The organism is Vibrio lamellibrachiae (assembly GCF_050337265.1).
In the GTDB taxonomy this organism is placed as follows: Bacteria; Pseudomonadota; Gammaproteobacteria; order Enterobacterales; family Vibrionaceae; genus Vibrio; species Vibrio kyushuensis.
Genome location: NZ_JAKJSU010000004.1, coordinates 912,536 through 930,120, shown reverse-complemented (window position 1 = coordinate 930,120; position 17,585 = coordinate 912,536). Strand labels below are relative to the sequence as shown.

The following is a 17,585-nucleotide window of genomic DNA, read 5'->3' as shown; positions in this document are numbered from 1 at the left end:
GATAAATCCTTACGTTGTACGAGGGTTATTGGCCGTGAATATAATGATTTTTTCTTGGTCTACTGATGTAATTTAACTAATCCGATTTATTAGCGTTTGGTCATCGTGTTGCATTGCGCGAAAAGTTAAATCGCTCCGCAAAAAAATGCGTTCATTCCCACATTTATGACATTTATAACGGTCATAAATGTCACATCCATCTCAAAAAAGTATAAGCTCGTAGCACGGAAAAAGTTCCGGTATGTGTGCTTTTTTGTAGGAAAATGAAATTTTTTTACAGTTTTTTGAAAGTTATATATTTTTATTTGTCTGTTTGTGTAATTTTTCAACATTTAAGGTTTGTTTGGTTTCCCTTTATATTCAATGGGTTATGTTAGGATCTAGGTTTGGAGCACTACTTTGTAGGTAATTGCCATTTGAGAACTGATCTGAGTCAATTTCTTTCGCGGTATGAAATATTATACTCAGTCCTGAAAGCAATTTACTAAGTCTGTGTCGTAAGTGTCGGCCTTGACAGAGGTTTTAATCAGCCTCCCAACGCAATCTTAATAAAAAGTTTTTAATATTATTTATTTTAGGAGATCCACTATGCCTGTAACTAACTTAGCTGAACTAGATGCTCTAGTAGCTCGCGTAAAAGCGGCTCAAGAAGAGTTCTCAACTTTTTCTCAAGAAAAAGTAGATGCAATTTTCCGCGCAGCATCATTAGCAGCTAACCATGCTCGTATCCCTCTAGCGCAACAAGCGGTAGAAGAGTCTGGAATGGGTATTGTTGAAGATAAGGTAATCAAAAACCACTTTGCTTCAGAATTCATTTACAACAAATACAAAGACGAAAAGACGTGTGGCATCTTAGAAGAAGATGACAGCTTAGGCACAATGACTATCGCTGAGCCAATCGGTATTATCTGTGGTATCGTTCCAACGACGAACCCAACGTCTACTGCAATCTTCAAATCTCTCATCTCTTTGAAGACTCGTAACGGCATCATCTTCTCTCCACACCCACGTGCTAAGAACTCTACAAACGACGCAGCTAAGCTTGTTTTAGACGCAGCAGTAGCAGCGGGTGCTCCAAAAGACATCATCGGTTGGATTGACCAACCTTCAGTTGAGCTTTCTAACGCGCTTATGAAGCACGACGGTATTGCACTTATCCTTGCGACTGGTGGTCCAGGCATGGTTAAAGCAGCATACTCTTCGGGCAAGCCTGCTATCGGTGTTGGTGCGGGTAACGTGCCAATCGTTATCGACGAAACAGCTGACATCAAACGTGCAGTTGCTTCTATTCTAATGTCTAAAACATTCGATAACGGCGTAGTATGTGCTTCTGAGCAAGCAGCTATCGTAGTTGACGAAGTGTACGACGAAGTGAAAGAGCGTTTCGCTTCTCACAAAGCGTATGTATTAAGCAAAGCTGAAGCAGATAAAGTACGTAAAGTTCTTCTAATCGACGGCAACCTAAACGCGAAAATCGTTGGTCAACCTGCTCCTGCAATCGCAGAAATGGCCGGTGTTAAAGTTCCTGCTGATACAAAAGTACTTGTAGGTGAAGGTCTTGGTAAAGTAAGCATCGAAGACGAGTTTGCTCACGAGAAACTGTCTCCAACACTTGGTCTATTCCGCGCTGACGATTTCGAAGACGCTGTTGCTCAAGCGGTAACTATGGTTGAAATCGGCGGTATCGGCCACACTTCTGGTCTTTACACTAACCAAGATACTAATACTGACCGTATTCGTTACTTTGGTGACAAGCTAAAAACAGCACGTATTCTTGTAAACATCCCATCTACTCACGGTGGTATTGGTGACCTTTACAACTTTAACGTTGCACCGTCTCTAACTCTTGGTTGTGGTTCATGGGGTGGTAACTCTATCTCTGAGAACGTAGGTCCTAAGCACCTTATCAACAAGAAAACTGTAGCGAAGCGAGCTGAAAACATGTTGTGGCACAAACTACCTAAGTCTATCTATTTCCGTCGTGGTAGCCTTCCAATCGCTCTTGGCGACCTAGAAGGTAAGAAACGCGCATTCCTAGTAACTGACCGTTTCCTATTCAACAACGGTTACGCTGATGACGTAGTTCGCCTTCTTAAAGCTCAAGGCATCGAAGTTCAAGTATTCTTCGACGTAGAAGCGGATCCAACTCTATCTGTAGTAGAGAAAGGTGCTGAAGCAATGAACAGCTTCCAACCTGACGTTATCCTAGCTCTAGGTGGCGGCTCTCCAATGGATGCAGCTAAGATCATGTGGGTTATGTACGAGCACCCAGAAACGCACTTTGAAGAACTAGCAATGCGCTTTATGGACATCCGTAAACGTATCTACAAGTTCCCTAAAATGGGTAAAAAAGCTGAGCTAGTATGTATTACTACTACTTCAGGTACAGGTTCTGAAGTTACTCCGTTTGCTGTTGTAACTGACGACAAGACTGGTGCTAAGTACCCACTAGCTGATTACGAAATTACGCCAAACATGGCTATCGTTGATGCTAACCTAGTAATGAACATGCCTAAGTCTCTAACAGCGTTTGGTGGTTACGATGCAGTAACTCACGCTCTAGAAGCTTACGTTTCAGTTCTAGCGAACGAGTACTCAGACGGTCAAGCTCTTCAAGCACTTAAGATGCTTAAAGAGTACCTACCTTCTAGCTACAAAAACGGTGCAGCTGACCCAATCGCTCGTGAGAAAGTACACAATGCGGCAACAATCGCTGGTATTGCGTTTGCGAATGCTTTCCTAGGTGTGTGTCACTCAATGGCTCACAAGATTGGTGCTGAGTTCCACCTTCCACACGGTCTTGCTAACGCACTACTTATCTCTAACGTTGTACGTTACAACGCGAACGATAACCCAACTAAGCAGACTGCTTTCTCTCAGTACGATCGTCCGCAAGCACGTCGTCGTTATGCAGAAGTTGCTGACCACCTAGGCCTAAGCCAAGCTGGTGACCGCACTGCACAGAAGATTGAGCGTCTACTAACTTGGTTAGAAGAGCTTAAGAAAGACCTAGACATTCCACTATCTATTAAAGAAGCGGGTGTTAACGAAGCAGACTTCATCGCTAAACTAGATGAACTAGCGGTAGAAGCGTTTGATGACCAGTGTACTGGTGCAAACCCTCGTTACCCTCTAATTACAGAGCTAAAAGAAGTTCTTACAACTGCATACTTCGGTACTGCGTATGTTGAAGGCGAAACTTTTGAAGGTACGACTGTAATTAAGAAAAAAGCTGACCAAAAAGCAGCAAAAAAGAAGTAAGACTTCTTAAGTTATAAGATGTTTCGCTAGCACGAAATATTGACTACAAAACCCCAGCCTTTGGTTGGGGTTTTTTTATGACTAAATATTTAACGCTTGGAAATTAGTCCCCTTTATTACATGAGGAATAATCGTTATTCCATTAATTGTACATTGTTTCTTTATACTCTATGGATAACTCTGGCTCAATAGGACTACCTAGGTATGAAACGTGTAACTCTACTATCATTGGCAATGGCTTTTTCATTAAGTGCCAATGCTAACTTAATTATTGATAAATCTGGTGTTGACGAGAAAGACTATGTCTACGACATGCACCAATGTGAAGAGATGTCTAATCAAGTACAAAAAGATACACGTTCTCGTGGTGCGGTAGGCGGTGCATTAAAAGGTGCTGCAATTGGATCTGCTGGTGTTGCCATTGCAGGTGGATCAGGGTCTGAAGGTGCTAAGAAAGGTGCGGCTGTTGGTCTAGGTGCGGGCGTAATTGGCGGAAGCCGTGATCGACGTGAGAATCAAGAGAACTATGAACAAGATCAGCAAACCGTAATGCGTAACTGCATGACAAACCGTGGTTATGTTGTACTGAATTAATAGTGAAAATATAAGATAACCTTGAGAGGAAGCGATGTGCTTCCTTTTTTATTACCTACAGTTTGGACGTCGAGGTTAGTGGGTATGAAAAAGGCTTACCCTTAGGTAAGCCTTATAATGATTTCATGCAGTGTCAGTTGGCTGTGATGCTAGAGTTAGCCAGCTAATACGTCAGTGGCGACCTTGTAGCTTGGGTCTTCTTTTACGTTTATCTCAACTAGACTACCTGCTTTGTGTAGCAATGCACGACAATCAGGGCTTAAGTGACGTAAATGCAGAGTCTTCCCTAGAGTAGAGTACCGTACCGCCAAGGTTTCGATAGCTTCAATCGCTGAGTGGTCGGCAACGCGAGATCCTGCGAAATCAACGATGACGTCTTGAGGGTCATTTTTAAAATCAAACAGTTCTAAAAAGTTAGCTGCTGAACCAAAGAAGATAGGGCCATTGATGTGGTAAACCTTTGAGCCTTCGTCATTTAATGTGCTGCTTGCGTAGATGTGTTTTGCGTGTTCCCATGCAAACATCAGAGCAGAAACAATAACACCCACTGCGACAGCTATAGCAAGGTCTGTAAGTACCGTTACTATAGTCACCAGTACAATAACGAAGAAGTCTTGCTTAGGAACGCGACGTGCTAGCTTAAAGGTCGCCCATTCAAACGTGCCAATCACAACCATAAACATCACACCAACTAATGCTGCTAGTGGGATGATCTCAATAAGGGCCGATGCAAAAAGAATAAATGCGAGCAGGGCAAGAGCGGCAACAATACCAGATAGACGACCACGACCACCTGAGTTTACATTGATCATTGATTGACCAATCATTGCACAGCCACCCATTGCACCAAAGACAGAACAAGTTACGTTTGCAAGACCTTGGCCTACACATTCTCGGTTTGATTTACCACGAGTGTTGGTCATTTCATCAAGTACAGTAAGCGTTAGCAAAGACTCGATAAGACCGATTGCAGCAAGGATAATCGCGTAAGGCAGAATGATTTGCAGTGTTTCAAAGTTGAACGGTACCATCGGGATAGAGAACGTTGGTAGAGAACCTGCAAGAGTCGCGTTGTCGTCACCCGACATAGTACGTAGGAAATCGACAACGGTATTTGTGTCTAAACCCAAGCCCATGACGAGCAAGGTGACAGTTACAATCGCGACTAGTGAAGAAGGGACTGCTGTTGTCAACTTAGGCAGAAAGTGGATGATTGCCATAGTAAGTGCAACTAGCCCAAGCATAACCATCATTTCACCTTGCGGTAACCAAGCTAGTACACCAGAGGCATCGGGTGTTTTAAATTGTCCAAGTTGCGCAAGGAAGATAACAATCGCGAGGCCATTAACAAACCCGATCATGACCGGATGTGGAACCATACGAATAAATTTACCGAGCTTAAAGATACCGGCAGAAATTTGTAACAAGCCCGCTAACATAATGGCTGCAAACAAGTATTGAACGCCATGAGTAGCAACAAGGCTAACCATAACAACGGCCATCGCACCTGTAGCACCAGATATCATGCCCGGGCGGCCACCAAAGATAGAGGTAATAAGGCCAACGATAAAGGCGGCATACAAGCCAACCATCGGGTCAACGCCTGCAACAAAAGCAAACGCAACGGCTTCAGGCACGAGTGCTAGCGCAACAGTTAGCCCCGATAGGACATCATTTTTTACAGAATGTTTAGAAAACTGTGGAAATTCGAACATGGTTACTCAGTATCGTCGGTTGTGGGTTTGTCCTTAAACAACACTTCCTATAAATAGAGCAAAAATCAGAGATAGAAGAACAATCTATTTTGAAGTGTGACTAAGTGTGAATAAGTATGAATCGGCGCATGCTACCGAAAAGTGTGATTAAGTTCAATGATTAACCTAGTATAGATTAATTTCGTCTATGGCTAGTTTGATATGGTAAAAAAAAGGCTGCTAAATTAGCAGCCTTTTCGATACTTATTGAGCTATTAACAACTCAAGCTATTAGTAACCTTGAGGTTTCGTCATTCCCGCACCAGCTTGGCTGCGAGCAACTTGACTGCCAGCGCCTTTCGCTTGGTAGCGTTCTGCTTTCAATGGCATAGCAACAACTTCAATCTCTTTAATCTCTTGAGGTCCAGGAGCCTTTGTCATCACTGAAGTAGCATGTGCTTTTACACGACTCGCTTTCACTGATTGAGCTGGCTGAGGTTTAGCCTTTGTTTCCGCGACAGGCGCTTCAACAACAGGAGTAACTTCTGGTTGAACTTCTAGAGTCGATTCAGTTTGCGCTGGAGCTTCAACTTCAACTGCGTTCACTGGTGCTTGCTCAGCTTTAGCTTGTTGTTGAACTTCCACAACAGGTTTTTCAATAACCGTCTCATTCACTTCAGTATTAGCGTCAACAGTCACTTCGGTTGTAACTACTGCTGCTTCTATGATCGGTTTTGATTCAGCAACCTTCGTTGAACGAACAATAATCTTACCCATCGCCATCTCAGGCATAGCGAAACCGGCTGAAGCGACAACATTTGTCTCTTCAACTAGAGCTGGCTGAATTTCTGCTTGCTGCTTGTAGTTAGGTTTAGCTAAGTCATAGCGAGGCATCACTTTACCCATAGCCATCTCAGGAGAAGCTACACCACCTTTACGTAGGCGGAATGGGTTAGGGCGACGATCACGACCGCGACGACGGCGCTGTCCGCTTGCACGTAAGTGACGAGGAGAGCGGCGGTTACGACGTTGCTTCGGCTGCTCTTCTTGAGCGGCGTCTGTAGACTCAACGTTTACTTCAACTTGTTCCGCGGCAACGACTGCTATAGCAACTTCTTCAGCTTTAATTTCAACTTCAGCTTGCTGTTGTTGAGCATTAGAGCGAACCTTCTTGCTTAGCTGGCGACGCTGACGGCGTTCTTTAAGTTTTACCGGCTTTGGCTCAGGGCGTGCTTCTTGTTGGTCAACTTGTGCATCTGCGGCAATTTGTTGGCCTTGCTCTGCAACCTTAGATACTTTTGTTTCATCACGGTTGTTACGACGATCTTGCTTAGGTTTACGATTATTAGGCTTACGTTCTTGTTTCGCCTTCTCTTCAACTGTAGGAGCTTGTTCGTCACGAGCCGGTTTACGCTTGTTACGATCACGATTGTCGCGATTATCTCTGTTGTCACGGTTATTGCGACGACGTTGATCATTACGGTTTCTGCGTGGACGTGTATTACGTTGCTCAGCGGGCTTCTCTTCCTTAACTTCTTCTTTAGCTTCTTCAGGAGAACCAGAGAAGAAGTCGCTCAATGCTTTAAGCATGCGAGAAATAAGACCTGGTTCTGCTTTTTCAGCAGGAACAGATGCTTTAGGTATTTCAGCAGGTTTTGGTGCCGGAGCCGGTGTCGCTGCGGTTTGCGCTGGAGATGCAAAGCCTTTTAGAGCCGGTTCTTCAATCTTGCGCAGTTTAACTTCTTGCTCAGCAGGTTCTTTGCTTTCTGCTTCTTTTAGAGCGTCAATCTTTTGAGGAAGTAGGTAAGAAAGAAGATCGAATTCTTCACCTTCACGGACACGAATAACCTCGAAGTGAGGTGTTTCCATATCTGAATTAGGAACAACAGTGATCTTAACTTCTTGGTTCTTCTCAATGTGGTTAACTGAGCGACGTTTTTCATTTAGAAGGTAAGAGGCGATTGGCACAGGAACAACAGCTAATACTTGAGCTGTATTGTCTTTTAGTGCTTCTTCTTCAATTAAACGAAGTACAGATAGCGCTAAAGATTCGTTATCACGTACCACACCAGTACCGGTACAACGAGGACAGATATGGTGGCTAGCTTCTGCCAATGAAGGGCTTAAGCGTTGGCGTGACATCTCTAATAAACCAAATCGCGAGATACGACCAATTTGAACGCGTGCACGATCTAGACGAACGGCATCACGAAGGCGGTTTTCTACTTCACGTTGGTGGCGAACTGGTGTCATATCGATGAAGTCGATAACAACCAAGCCACCCAAGTCACGTAGACGCAGTTGACGAGCAATTTCATCAGCCGCTTCAAGGTTTGTATTTAATGCTGTCTCTTCGATATCGCCGCCTTTAGTTGCACGAGCAGAGTTGATATCGATAGAAGTAAGAGCTTCTGTTGGGTCAATAACAATTGAGCCGCCGGATGGAAGACGAACTTCACGTTGGAAAGCAGATTCAATTTGGCTTTCGATTTGATAGTGACTAAATAGAGGCACCTCACCGTCATACTTTTTAACGCGACTAACAAAGTCAGGACGAATTAAACGAATATGCTCAAGAGCGCGTTCATAGATAGTGTTGCTATCAATCAGTATCTCACCAATATCACGACGTAAATAATCGCGAATTGCACGTACAATAACGTTGCTCTCTTGGTGGATAAGGAAAGGCGCAGAGTTAGAGTCAGATGCCTGTTTGATAGCGCCCCAATGGTTTAATAAAACATTAAGGTCCCACTCTAGCTCTTCTGCACTTTTACCAACACCAGCAGTACGAACAATTAGTCCCATGCCTTGTGGTAGTTCAAGTGTGCTCAGTGCTGCTTTAAGTTGGGTACGCTCATCACCTTCGATACGGCGAGAGATACCGCCAGCACGAGGGTTATTTGGCATAAGAACTAGGTAACTACCCGCAAGTGAAACGAAAGTCGTTAATGCAGCACCTTTGCTGCCACGCTCTTCTTTTTCAACTTGGACAATAACTTCTTGTCCTTCTTTCAATACTTCTTTGATGTTTGGGCGACCTTGGTAGGTGTAACCTGCTGGGAAGTATTCGCGAGCAATTTCTTTAAGAGGAAGGAAACCGTGTCTGTCTGCACCATAATCAACAAAAGCAGCTTCTAGGCTTGGTTCGATGCGGGTAATACGGCCTTTATATATATTTGCTTTCTTTGATTCGTGCCCAGGACTTTCAATATCTAAATCAAACAGTCGCTGGCCATCAACCAAAGCAACACGCAACTCTTCTTTTTGAGTTGCGTTAATTAACATTCTTTTCATTTAATAATCTCGTTATCTTTCTTTATATTAATTGTTCTTATTGCTTTAGTTCGTTTTCACGGTGCCAGATCCCATGGCTAAAAAGTGCAGCCTCCCGGCTGGAGGGGATGCTCTATGGGCACGTCAGTTGTCACAAACTCTAAAGCTTGTGACCCGCGAGTTGCGGAGAATACTCAACATGAAAATACGACGAGTAGAGCAATAAGTTGACTTAATTCAGAAGAGTCTTACGCCAGTTGCGGCACTACGGAATAAAGTAATCTACTCAGTTAACTGTGCTATATCACGTTTGATTTTGTTTAAATAATCATCGAAGCGTGAATTGCAGCTGTGAACTATAGCAGTGCAAAGAAATCACAGCAATCTGCTTTGTTATAAACAGGCAAAAAAAAACAAACTTTACTCTTTCAATTGCTCGGTATTCTATTGTTTTCCTGTGTATTTCTATCTTCATTAGGTCAATGTTTGATAGGGCGTTTATTTTTTATCCACAGCCAAGAGTGGAATACCGCTTAAGGGTTACTTCATATGTAATATCAATATATCTTGCATAAGAAAATATGAAATATAGCGTGTTTGGGTGATACAATAGCGAAATGAGTGAAATTAGAACTAAAGTCCAATTTGTCGATATCGATGAAGACATGGCTGGTCAGCGTATTGATAACTTCTTACGCAACCAATTGAAAAATCTTCCCAAAAGCATGGTTTATAGAATCGTGCGTAAAGGTGAGGTAAGAGTAAATAAAAAACGCATTAAAGCTGAATACAAGCTCCAACCCGGAGATATTGTTCGCATTCCTCCCGTTACGCTTGAAGAGAAAGATGATGAACCAGTCATTAGTACCAAGCTAAACAAGGTAGCGCAGCTTGAAAGCAATATCATCTTCGAAGACGATCACCTTCTGATCTTAAACAAGCCATCAGGTTTAGCTGTTCATGGCGGAAGTGGTTTGAAGTTTGGTGCAATAGAAGCGTTACGTGCTTTACGCCCAACAGCAAGGTTCTTAGAGTTAGTGCATCGTATCGATCGGGATACGTCAGGCATTCTATTGGTTGCTAAGAAACGTTCAGCTCTTCGCCATCTGCAAGCTCAATTTAGAGAAAAAACGGTTAAGAAGTTTTACTTTGCTCTTGTGATGGGTCAATGGAAGGGTACGTGTAAGGTAATCAATGCACCGTTACTGAAAAATGAAGTAAATAGTATTGTGCGTGTTAACCCGAAAGGGAAAGCGTCTGAAACACGTTTTAAAATTATTGAAAAGTTTGATGATGCGACGTTAATTCAAGCAAGTCCGATAACTGGCCGTACACACCAAATTCGTGTTCATGCCCAGTATGCGGGTCACCCGATAGCTTGGGATGACCGTTATGGTGATCGTCGCTTTGATGCCTATACCGGAAAATGTGGTTTAGACCGACTGTTTTTACATGCTGCCAATATCAAGTTTATTCATCCATCAACGGAAGACAGTGTGGATATCAGTGCACCGATGGAAGCGAAACTAGAGCGTGTGATTAAGTCACTTAAATCAAAAAATAGATAACGATTACCATTAATGAAAAGCAGCTAATCTACACACAGATTACGTTAGCTGCTTTTTCAATTCATATTTCCTAATAATAGCTAACCTAGAACATCAAACCCTTGTGAATTAAGCATGCTCACTAATTCAATTAACGGCAATCCAATCAATGCGTTTGGATCTTTTCCCTCTAATTTATTAAATAGAACAATGCCTAATCCTTCACACTTAAAACTTCCCGCGCAATAAAACGGTTGCTCTTTGTCTATGTAATTCTCAATGGTTCTTTTACTTAATTGACGAAAGTGAACATGAAATTCGTCAACAATGGTCTCGCAAAGTTTTGTTTCCGAGTTATAAACGGTTAAACCAGTATAAAATGTGATCTTTTTTCCACTCTGGGCACTAAGTTGAGCTATTGCTTTATCACGATTTAAAGGCTTTCCAACGATATTACCGTCGATGACGCAGACTTGATCACTGCCTATTACCAAGCTTGGTTTTTCAACGTGACAAGATGTGGCTTTTACTTGTGAAAGGCGCGAGACTAACGCCTCAGGGCTTTCGTTTGGGAGCGGTGTTTCATCACAATCTGGTTGCGCTGTTTCAAAGGGAATCGATAGCTTACTAAGCAGCTGTTGCCTAAATGGCGAAGTCGAGGCCAATATTAGTTGGTAATTGTGCATTTTTAGATACAATGTGTGGGTTTTAGACCACAGCATAACTTAATCGTTACTGTTGTTTATAATTCTCTCTCTTGAAAGGCAAAAAAGTCTAACTTTTTTACCTTTTTCTTTGACTAAACGTATTTTGAAAGATAAGATTCGCGCCCTATGCAAAAGGTAAAAATACAACGCACGGTTCATCCTGCAAAAACGGCACAAAGAAGAACAGACATAGATGGCATCATCCAAGTCAGTCTTCTGAAACGTTTAGAGGAAGCAACCGAAGGCGTTAAACGCGACGCAGAAGTCTCAGTGTCATTTGGGCTTGATGAACAGCGACTCGTAGTTATCTCTGGTAAAGCTAACGTCGAAGTCGACTTGGAATGTCAACGCTGTAATGAGGTTTTCACACATAGTTGTGATGTCCAATTCACATATACTCCTTGTAATGAGAAGAGTGAAGAGGAAGCACCGGAAGAGTACGATTTGGTAGATCTGAACGAGTACGGTGAGTTAGACCTGATTGAGTTAGTTGAAGATGAGTTCATCTTAAATTTGCCACAAATAGCAATGCATGACGAAGCGGATTGTAGCGTTAATTCAAATAACATGGTGTTTGGTGAAATTCCTGAAGAAATTATTGAGGAAGAAGAAAAACCGAACCCCTTTGATGTTTTAAAAAACTTAAAGCGCTAACTTATTAACAAATAAGTATCTTTAAGAATTTACATAGGAGTAGGGTCAATGGCCGTACAAAAGAGCAAGAAATCACGTTCAATGCGTGGCATGCGTCGTTCACACGATGCACTTACTACAGCTGCACTTTCTGTAGATGCAACTTCAGGTGAAACTCACCTACGTCACAACGTGACTGCCGAAGGTTTTTACCGTGGCAAAAAGGTTATCAACAAGTAAGGTTGACCTTTGCAAAATATAACCGTTGCGCTTGATGCAATGGGCGGGGATTTCGGTCCTCGTGTTACAGTGCCTGCCGTCGTGCAGGCACTGTCGTCTTTCCCAGAGCTAAAAGTCATTTTAATAGGTGATCGGACTTCGATCGCAACTCAATTATCTTTACTTGGTTATGACACCAATGATCGCCTGATCATTGAACATAGTGACCGAGTCATTTCCAATTTCGAAAAACCTTCTCTAGCTTTACGTAACAGTGCTGGTACGTCGATGCGAATGGCGATTGATGCTGTTGCTAGCAATCAAGCCGATGCATGTCTCAGTGGCGGAAACACAGGTGCTTTAATGGCGTTGTCTCGTTTTCGTTTAAAGCTACTTCCTGGAATTGAAAGACCAGCATTAATTTCAGCGTTGCCCACAGCCCAAGGAAACAAGACTTGGATGCTAGATTTAGGGGCTAATGTTTCTAGTGATGCTGATTCCCTTTTTCAGTTTGCTGTAATGGGGAGTGCCTTAGCAGAGCAGTATTTATCAAGGCCAGCGCGCGTCGCTATCCTCAATATTGGCGCAGAAGAAATCAAAGGCAACGATCTTGTTAAGCGCTGCTCAGAAATGCTATCTCAAACTCAATCTGTTAACTTCATTGGTTACATAGAAGGCAATCAATTGCTTCATGACGCGGCAGATGTGGTCGTTTGTGATGGGTTTGTAGGCAATGTGTGTTTAAAGGCATGTGAAGGTACCGCTCAACTCTTTATCGATAAGCTCAAATCAAGCATGATGAAGAGTTCCATCAAAGGGTGGGTGGCTAGGAAATTATTTTCAGGTCTATTTGACGAGTTAAAAACATTGAACCCCGACCAGTATAATGGTGCAAGTTTGCTAGGATTGCGCGGTATTGTTATTAAAAGTCATGGAAGTGCCGATGTATCTGCCGTCGTTAATGCGATTGGCGAAGCGGTACATGAGGTCAAGCGACAAGTTCCTAGTCGTATTAGCGATCGTTTAGAAGCGGTTTTACTCGAGAGGCATTATTAGTTTTCATGTATAGCAAAATATTAGGCACAGGCAGCTACCTGCCATCTCAGGTGCGTACAAACGCAGATCTAGAGAAAATGGTAGAGACAAGCGACGAATGGATCGTGACTCGTACGGGCATTAAAGAACGTCGTATTGCAGCTGAAGACGAAACGGTTGCAGATATGGCTTATCATGCAGCGGAAAATGCCATTGAAATGGCAGGCATCGATAAGAACGATATTGATTTAATTATTGTCGCGACAACAAGTAGTAGCCATGCATTCCCTTCATCAGCTTGCCAAGTTCAAGGTAAGCTTGGTATTAAGGGGTGTCCTGCATTTGATATCGGCGCGGCATGTTCTGGTTTTGTTTATGCCTTATCTGTAGCAGACCAGCATATTAAGACTGGCATGTGTAAAAACGTGCTAGTGATTGGAGCCGATGCACTGTCTAAAACGTGTGATCCAACCGATCGTTCAACCGTCATTCTATTTGGTGATGCCGCTGGCGCAGTTGTTATTGGTGCAAGTGAAGAGCCGGGCATTCTATCTACTCACATCTATTCAGACGGTAAGTTTGGTGAGTTATTAAGCCTTGGTGTACCTGAGCGCGGTGGCGATGCTGATAAATGGTTGCATATGGCTGGCAATGAAGTCTTTAAGGTTGCGGTAACTCAGTTATCGAAGCTTGTTAAAGACACTTTAGCGGCAAATGATATGGATAAATCTGAGCTTGATTGGTTAGTACCACATCAGGCAAATTATCGAATTATCTCGGCGACAGCTAAAAAACTAACGATGTCGTTAGATCAGGTCGTTATTACACTAGATCGACACGGTAATACTTCTGCAGCCACTGTCCCTACAGCGCTTGATGAAGCGGTTCGTGATGGGCGCATTCAACGTGGTCAGATGCTCTTATTGGAAGCATTTGGTGGTGGTTTTACTTGGGGTTCAGCACTGGTTAAGTTCTAAACTCTTAATAATTTTTAGGTTAAGGCGCACTTGTCGAGGTTAAACCGACGTTGGTGTGCCTTTTCTCTTTCATAAATATGTTTAAGGAAAATAACAATGAGCAAATTTGCTATCGTATTTCCAGGTCAAGGTTCTCAAGCCCTCGGTATGCTTGCAGAGCTAGGTGAACAGTTTGATGTTGTTAAGCAAACCTTTGCTGAAGCATCGGATGTTCTAGGTTATGACCTTTGGGCTTTAATTCAAGACGGCCCTGCTGAAGATCTAAACCAAACGTTCCGTACTCAACCGGCATTACTCGCCTCTTCAGTATCTATCTGGCGCGTATGGCAAGAGCTTGGTCTTGAGCAACCTGCAAACCTAGCGGGTCACAGCTTGGGCGAATACTCTGCACTAGTATGTGCAGGCGTTATCGATTTCAAACAAGCAATCAAATTGGTTGAGCTACGTGGCCAGTTAATGCAAGAAGCAGTTCCTGCAGGTGTTGGCGCAATGTACGCAATTATTGGTCTCGATGACGAGTCAATTGCAAAAGCTTGTGAAGAAGCAGCGCAAGGTGAAGTGGTTTCTCCGGTGAACTTTAATTCTCCTGGCCAAGTCGTTATTGCTGGTAATAAAGATGCAGTTGCTCGCGCGGGTGCACTATGTAAAGAAGCAGGGGCAAAACGTGCGCTCCCACTTCCTGTTTCAGTACCTTCTCACTGTGCTCTAATGCAGCCAGCTGCAGACAAACTTGCCGTTGCTCTTGAAGAGATTGAGTTCAATACACCAACGTTGCCTGTTATTAACAATGTCGACGTAGCAGCAGAAACAGATCCTGCAAAAATTAAAGCCGCTTTAGTTCGTCAATTGCACAGCCCAGTTCGTTGGACTGAAGGCGTTCAATTGATGAGTGAGCAAGGCGTAGAAAAATTATTAGAGTTTGGCCCTGGTAAAGTTTTAACTGGCCTGACGAAACGAATCGTAAAAACACTGACAGCAGCACCTGTGAATGACAGTGCATCTTTAGATGCCGCTAAGTCATAATCAAGTAACGCTTTAGTCGTTAAGAACACAAGGAATAACAAATGATGAACCTAGAAGGCAAGATTGCCCTAGTTACAGGCGCAAGCCGTGGTATTGGCCGTGCAATTGCAGAGTTGTTGGTTGAACGTGGCGCTACAGTGATTGGTACAGCGACAAGTGAAAATGGCGCAGCTGCAATCAGCGAGTATCTTGGCGAGAATGGTAAAGGTCTTGCACTTAACGTGACTGATGTAGACTCAATCGCTGCAACATTGAAGACAATCAATGACGAGTTTGGCGTTATCGATATTCTTGTAAATAATGCAGGTATCACACGCGACAATCTTCTAATGCGTATGAAAGACGATGAGTGGAACGATATCATCGACACTAACCTAACGCCTATCTTCCGCATGTCTAAAGCGGTGCTTCGCGGCATGATGAAAAAGCGTAACGGTCGTATTGTAAACGTTGGTTCTGTTGTTGGCACAATGGGTAACGCAGGACAAGCAAACTACGCAGCGGCAAAAGCAGGCGTGATCGGTTTCACTAAGTCTATGGCACGTGAAGTAGCTTCTCGTGGCATCACAGTTAACACTGTCGCTCCGGGTTTTATTGAAACAGATATGACGAAAGCTTTGAACGATGAGCAACGTGCTGCTACGTTATCAAATGTTCCAGCAGGTCGCTTAGGTGACCCACGTGAAATTGCATCAGCAGTCGCATTTTTAGCGTCTCCTGAAGCGGCTTACATCACGGGTGAAACTTTGCATGTTAATGGCGGCATGTATATGGTTTAATACCACAGTTTTTGACATTTAGAATGAGTTTAAATTTAAACTTGCTCTACACTGTTGAGAACTTGACTGCATCATGCTCAAGAGTTGTGCATGATTTAAGTCAAAAATGTACTGAATTTCGGTTAAAATCGCTAAAATTGTGGTTTGACCAGCAAGGTCTCTCTTGCAACTTTCAATAGTTTGAATAAACTACGGAATCATCGCATTTAGGCGACATCTGTAAAGGAAAAAGAAAAATGAGCAACCTCGAAGAACGCGTAAAAAAAATCATCGTTGAACAGCTAGGTGTAGACGAAGCAGAAGTTAAAAACGAAGCTTCTTTTGTTGACGATTTAGGTGCAGATTCTCTAGATACAGTTGAGCTAGTAATGGCTCTAGAAGAAGAATTTGATACTGAGATTCCAGATGACGAAGCTGAGAAGATCACTACTGTTCAAGCTGCTATCGACTACGTAACCAGCGCTCAGTAATATCTCTCCCAGGCGGCTTTCTAGCCGCCTGTGTTTTTTCTAGTATTTCTATACCTTTCATAGAACAATTTCAATTCCGGAGAATTATATCGTGTCCAAGCGTCGTGTTGTTGTCACTGGCATGGGTATGTTGTCACCGGTAGGCAACTCTGTAGAATCTTCATGGAAAGCCCTGCTCGCCGGTCAAAGCGGTATCGTTGATATCGATCACTTTGACACTACCAATTTTACTACTCGTTTTGCAGGTTTAGTTAAAGACTTTAACTGCGAAGAGTATATGTCTAAAAAAGATGCTCGTAAGATGGATTTATTTATCCAGTACGGCGTCGCGGCAGGTATCCAAGCAATGGATGACTCTGGCCTACAAATCACTGAAGAAAATGCTCCACGCGTTGGCGTAGCAATTGGTTCAGGTATTGGTGGCTTAGAATTAATCGAAAAAGGGCACAATGCTCTTCTCGAAAAGGGTCCCCGTAAAGTAAGCCCATTTTTTGTTCCATCAACAATCGTAAATATGGTTGCTGGACACTTATCTATCATGCGTGGCTTACGCGGTCCAAATATTGCTATCTCTACAGCATGTACTACAGGTCTTCATAATATTGGTCATGCGGCTCGTATGATTGCTTACGGTGATGCTGAAGCTATGCTAGCTGGTGGATCTGAAAAAGCATCATGTGAACTTGGTATGGCAGGTTTTGGTGCAGCTAAAGCGCTTTCAACTCGCAATGATGAACCTCAAAAAGCTTCTCGTCCTTGGGATAAAGACCGTGACGGTTTTGTTCTTGGCGATGGCGCTGGCATGATGGTACTTGAAGAGTATGAACACGCTAAAGCTCGTGGAGCAAAAATCTACGCTGAACTTGTTGGTTTCGGTATGTCTGGTGATGCTTATCACATGACATCACCAAGCGCAGACGGATCAGGTGGTGCGTTAGCAATGGAAGCTGCAATGCGTGATGCTGGTATTACTGGTGAGCAGATTGGCTACGTTAACGCTCACGGTACTTCAACTCCAGCAGGCGATGTTGCAGAAGTTAAAGGCATTAAACGTGCTCTAGGCGAAGCTGGTTCAAAACAAGTATTGGTATCATCAACGAAATCAATGACGGGTCACTTACTGGGCGCTGCAGGTTCTACTGAAGCAATCATTACCGCTCTGTCTTTAGTTGATCAGATTGTTCCACCAACGATTAACCTTGATAACCCAGAAGACGATTTAGATATCGATCTTGTTCCACATACCGCTCGCAAAGTGGATATGGAATTCGCTGCGTGTAACTCATTTGGTTTCGGCGGAACAAACGGTTGTTTAATCTTTAAGAAGATCTAAACAGGCGAAAGTCTTAAATTGACTTGTATTGAAACGG

Annotated in this window: 14 protein-coding genes; 11 read left to right on the top strand and 3 right to left on the bottom strand. The window is 43.2% G+C overall.

The features are described 5' to 3' along the window. Positions 1–588: 588 nt before the first annotated feature. Positions 589–3,261, top strand: coding sequence for a bifunctional acetaldehyde-CoA/alcohol dehydrogenase (gene adhE / locus L4C54_RS04390; RefSeq protein ID WP_428801329.1), 2,673 nt, complete (start codon positions 589–591; stop codon positions 3,259–3,261). A gap of 204 nt (positions 3,262–3,465) precedes the next feature. Next, positions 3,466–3,855 carry a glycine zipper family protein gene (locus tag L4C54_RS04385; protein ID WP_428807225.1) on the top strand — a complete coding sequence of 130 codons (390 nt, stop codon included), beginning with the start codon at positions 3,466–3,468 and terminating at the stop codon, positions 3,853–3,855. Positions 3,856–4,010: 155 nt separating this feature from the next. On the opposite strand, the gene L4C54_RS04380 is transcribed toward L4C54_RS04385, so the two are convergent. Beyond that, a complete protein-coding gene (locus tag L4C54_RS04380) occupies positions 4,011–5,570 on the bottom strand; it encodes a SulP family inorganic anion transporter (protein WP_428801331.1) in 1,560 nt (519 codons plus the stop codon). 270 nt (positions 5,571–5,840) lie between these two features. Next, on the bottom strand, positions 5,841–8,846 hold the full coding sequence (gene rne / locus L4C54_RS04375; RefSeq protein WP_428807224.1) for a ribonuclease E: 3,006 nt from the start codon (positions 8,844–8,846) through the stop codon (positions 5,841–5,843). A gap of 596 nt (positions 8,847–9,442) precedes the next feature. On the opposite strand from rne, the gene rluC reads away from it, so the two are divergent. Continuing rightward, complete coding sequence (gene rluC / locus L4C54_RS04370; RefSeq protein ID WP_428807223.1) at positions 9,443–10,393, top strand: 23S rRNA pseudouridine(955/2504/2580) synthase RluC; 951 nt, start codon at positions 9,443–9,445, stop codon at positions 10,391–10,393. Positions 10,394–10,473: 80 nt separating this feature from the next. Here the strand turns inward: rluC and L4C54_RS04365 are convergent, their stop codons facing one another. Beyond that, entirely contained in the window at positions 10,474–11,058 is a 585-nt protein-coding gene (locus L4C54_RS04365) for a Maf family protein (protein ID WP_428807399.1), read from the bottom strand. Positions 11,059–11,205: 147 nt separating this feature from the next. Between L4C54_RS04365 and yceD the strand changes: the two genes are divergently transcribed. The 8 genes from yceD (at position 11,206) to fabF (ending at position 17,548) form a co-directional block, all read left to right on the top strand. Further along, the gene (yceD, locus tag L4C54_RS04360; protein WP_428801334.1) at positions 11,206–11,733 is read left to right on the top strand and encodes a 23S rRNA accumulation protein YceD; all 528 of its coding nucleotides are present in this window, start codon (positions 11,206–11,208) and stop codon (positions 11,731–11,733) included. A gap of 48 nt (positions 11,734–11,781) precedes the next feature. Continuing rightward, positions 11,782–11,952, top strand: a complete 171-nt coding sequence (gene rpmF / locus L4C54_RS04355; RefSeq protein ID WP_004737376.1) for a 50S ribosomal protein L32 — start codon at positions 11,782–11,784, stop codon at positions 11,950–11,952. Positions 11,953–11,961: 9 nt separating this feature from the next. Continuing rightward, complete coding sequence (plsX, locus tag L4C54_RS04350; RefSeq protein ID WP_428807222.1) at positions 11,962–12,987, top strand: phosphate acyltransferase PlsX; 1,026 nt, start codon at positions 11,962–11,964, stop codon at positions 12,985–12,987. A gap of 5 nt (positions 12,988–12,992) precedes the next feature. Continuing rightward, positions 12,993–13,943, top strand: coding sequence for a beta-ketoacyl-ACP synthase III (locus tag L4C54_RS04345; protein WP_428801336.1), 951 nt, complete (start codon positions 12,993–12,995; stop codon positions 13,941–13,943). A gap of 96 nt (positions 13,944–14,039) precedes the next feature. Next, entirely contained in the window at positions 14,040–14,966 is a 927-nt protein-coding gene (gene fabD / locus L4C54_RS04340) for an ACP S-malonyltransferase (protein ID WP_428807221.1), read from the top strand. 44 nt (positions 14,967–15,010) lie between these two features. Continuing rightward, on the top strand, positions 15,011–15,745 hold the full coding sequence (fabG, locus tag L4C54_RS04335) for a 3-oxoacyl-ACP reductase FabG (protein ID WP_428801728.1): 735 nt from the start codon (positions 15,011–15,013) through the stop codon (positions 15,743–15,745). A 236-nt stretch (positions 15,746–15,981) separates the two neighbouring features. Beyond that, entirely contained in the window at positions 15,982–16,215 is a 234-nt protein-coding gene (gene acpP, locus L4C54_RS04330; protein WP_012603569.1) for an acyl carrier protein, read from the top strand. 91 nt (positions 16,216–16,306) lie between these two features. Continuing rightward, complete coding sequence (gene fabF, locus L4C54_RS04325; RefSeq protein ID WP_428807220.1) at positions 16,307–17,548, top strand: beta-ketoacyl-ACP synthase II; 1,242 nt, start codon at positions 16,307–16,309, stop codon at positions 17,546–17,548. Positions 17,549–17,585 lie beyond the last annotated feature (37 nt).

Bases quoted from the DNA above. Each gene is read 5' to 3' on its own strand.
- adhE (WP_428801329.1), top strand. From the start codon at position 589: ATGCCTGTAACTAACTTAGCTGAACTAGATGCTCTAGTAGCTCGCGTA.
- L4C54_RS04385 (WP_428807225.1), top strand. From the start codon at position 3,466: ATGAAACGTGTAACTCTACTATCATTGGCAATGGCTTTTTCATTAAGT.
- L4C54_RS04380 (WP_428801331.1), bottom strand. From the start codon at position 5,570: ATGTTCGAATTTCCACAGTTTTCTAAACATTCTGTAAAAAATGATGTC.
- rne (WP_428807224.1), bottom strand. From the start codon at position 8,846: ATGAAAAGAATGTTAATTAACGCAACTCAAAAAGAAGAGTTGCGTGTT.
- rluC (WP_428807223.1), top strand. From the start codon at position 9,443: ATGAGTGAAATTAGAACTAAAGTCCAATTTGTCGATATCGATGAAGAC.
- L4C54_RS04365 (WP_428807399.1), bottom strand. From the start codon at position 11,058: ATGCACAATTACCAACTAATATTGGCCTCGACTTCGCCATTTAGGCAA.
- yceD (WP_428801334.1), top strand. From the start codon at position 11,206: ATGCAAAAGGTAAAAATACAACGCACGGTTCATCCTGCAAAAACGGCA.
- rpmF (WP_004737376.1), top strand. From the start codon at position 11,782: ATGGCCGTACAAAAGAGCAAGAAATCACGTTCAATGCGTGGCATGCGT.
- L4C54_RS04345 (WP_428801336.1), top strand. From the start codon at position 12,993: ATGTATAGCAAAATATTAGGCACAGGCAGCTACCTGCCATCTCAGGTG.
- fabD (WP_428807221.1), top strand. From the start codon at position 14,040: ATGAGCAAATTTGCTATCGTATTTCCAGGTCAAGGTTCTCAAGCCCTC.
- fabG (WP_428801728.1), top strand. From the start codon at position 15,011: ATGAACCTAGAAGGCAAGATTGCCCTAGTTACAGGCGCAAGCCGTGGT.
- acpP (WP_012603569.1), top strand. From the start codon at position 15,982: ATGAGCAACCTCGAAGAACGCGTAAAAAAAATCATCGTTGAACAGCTA.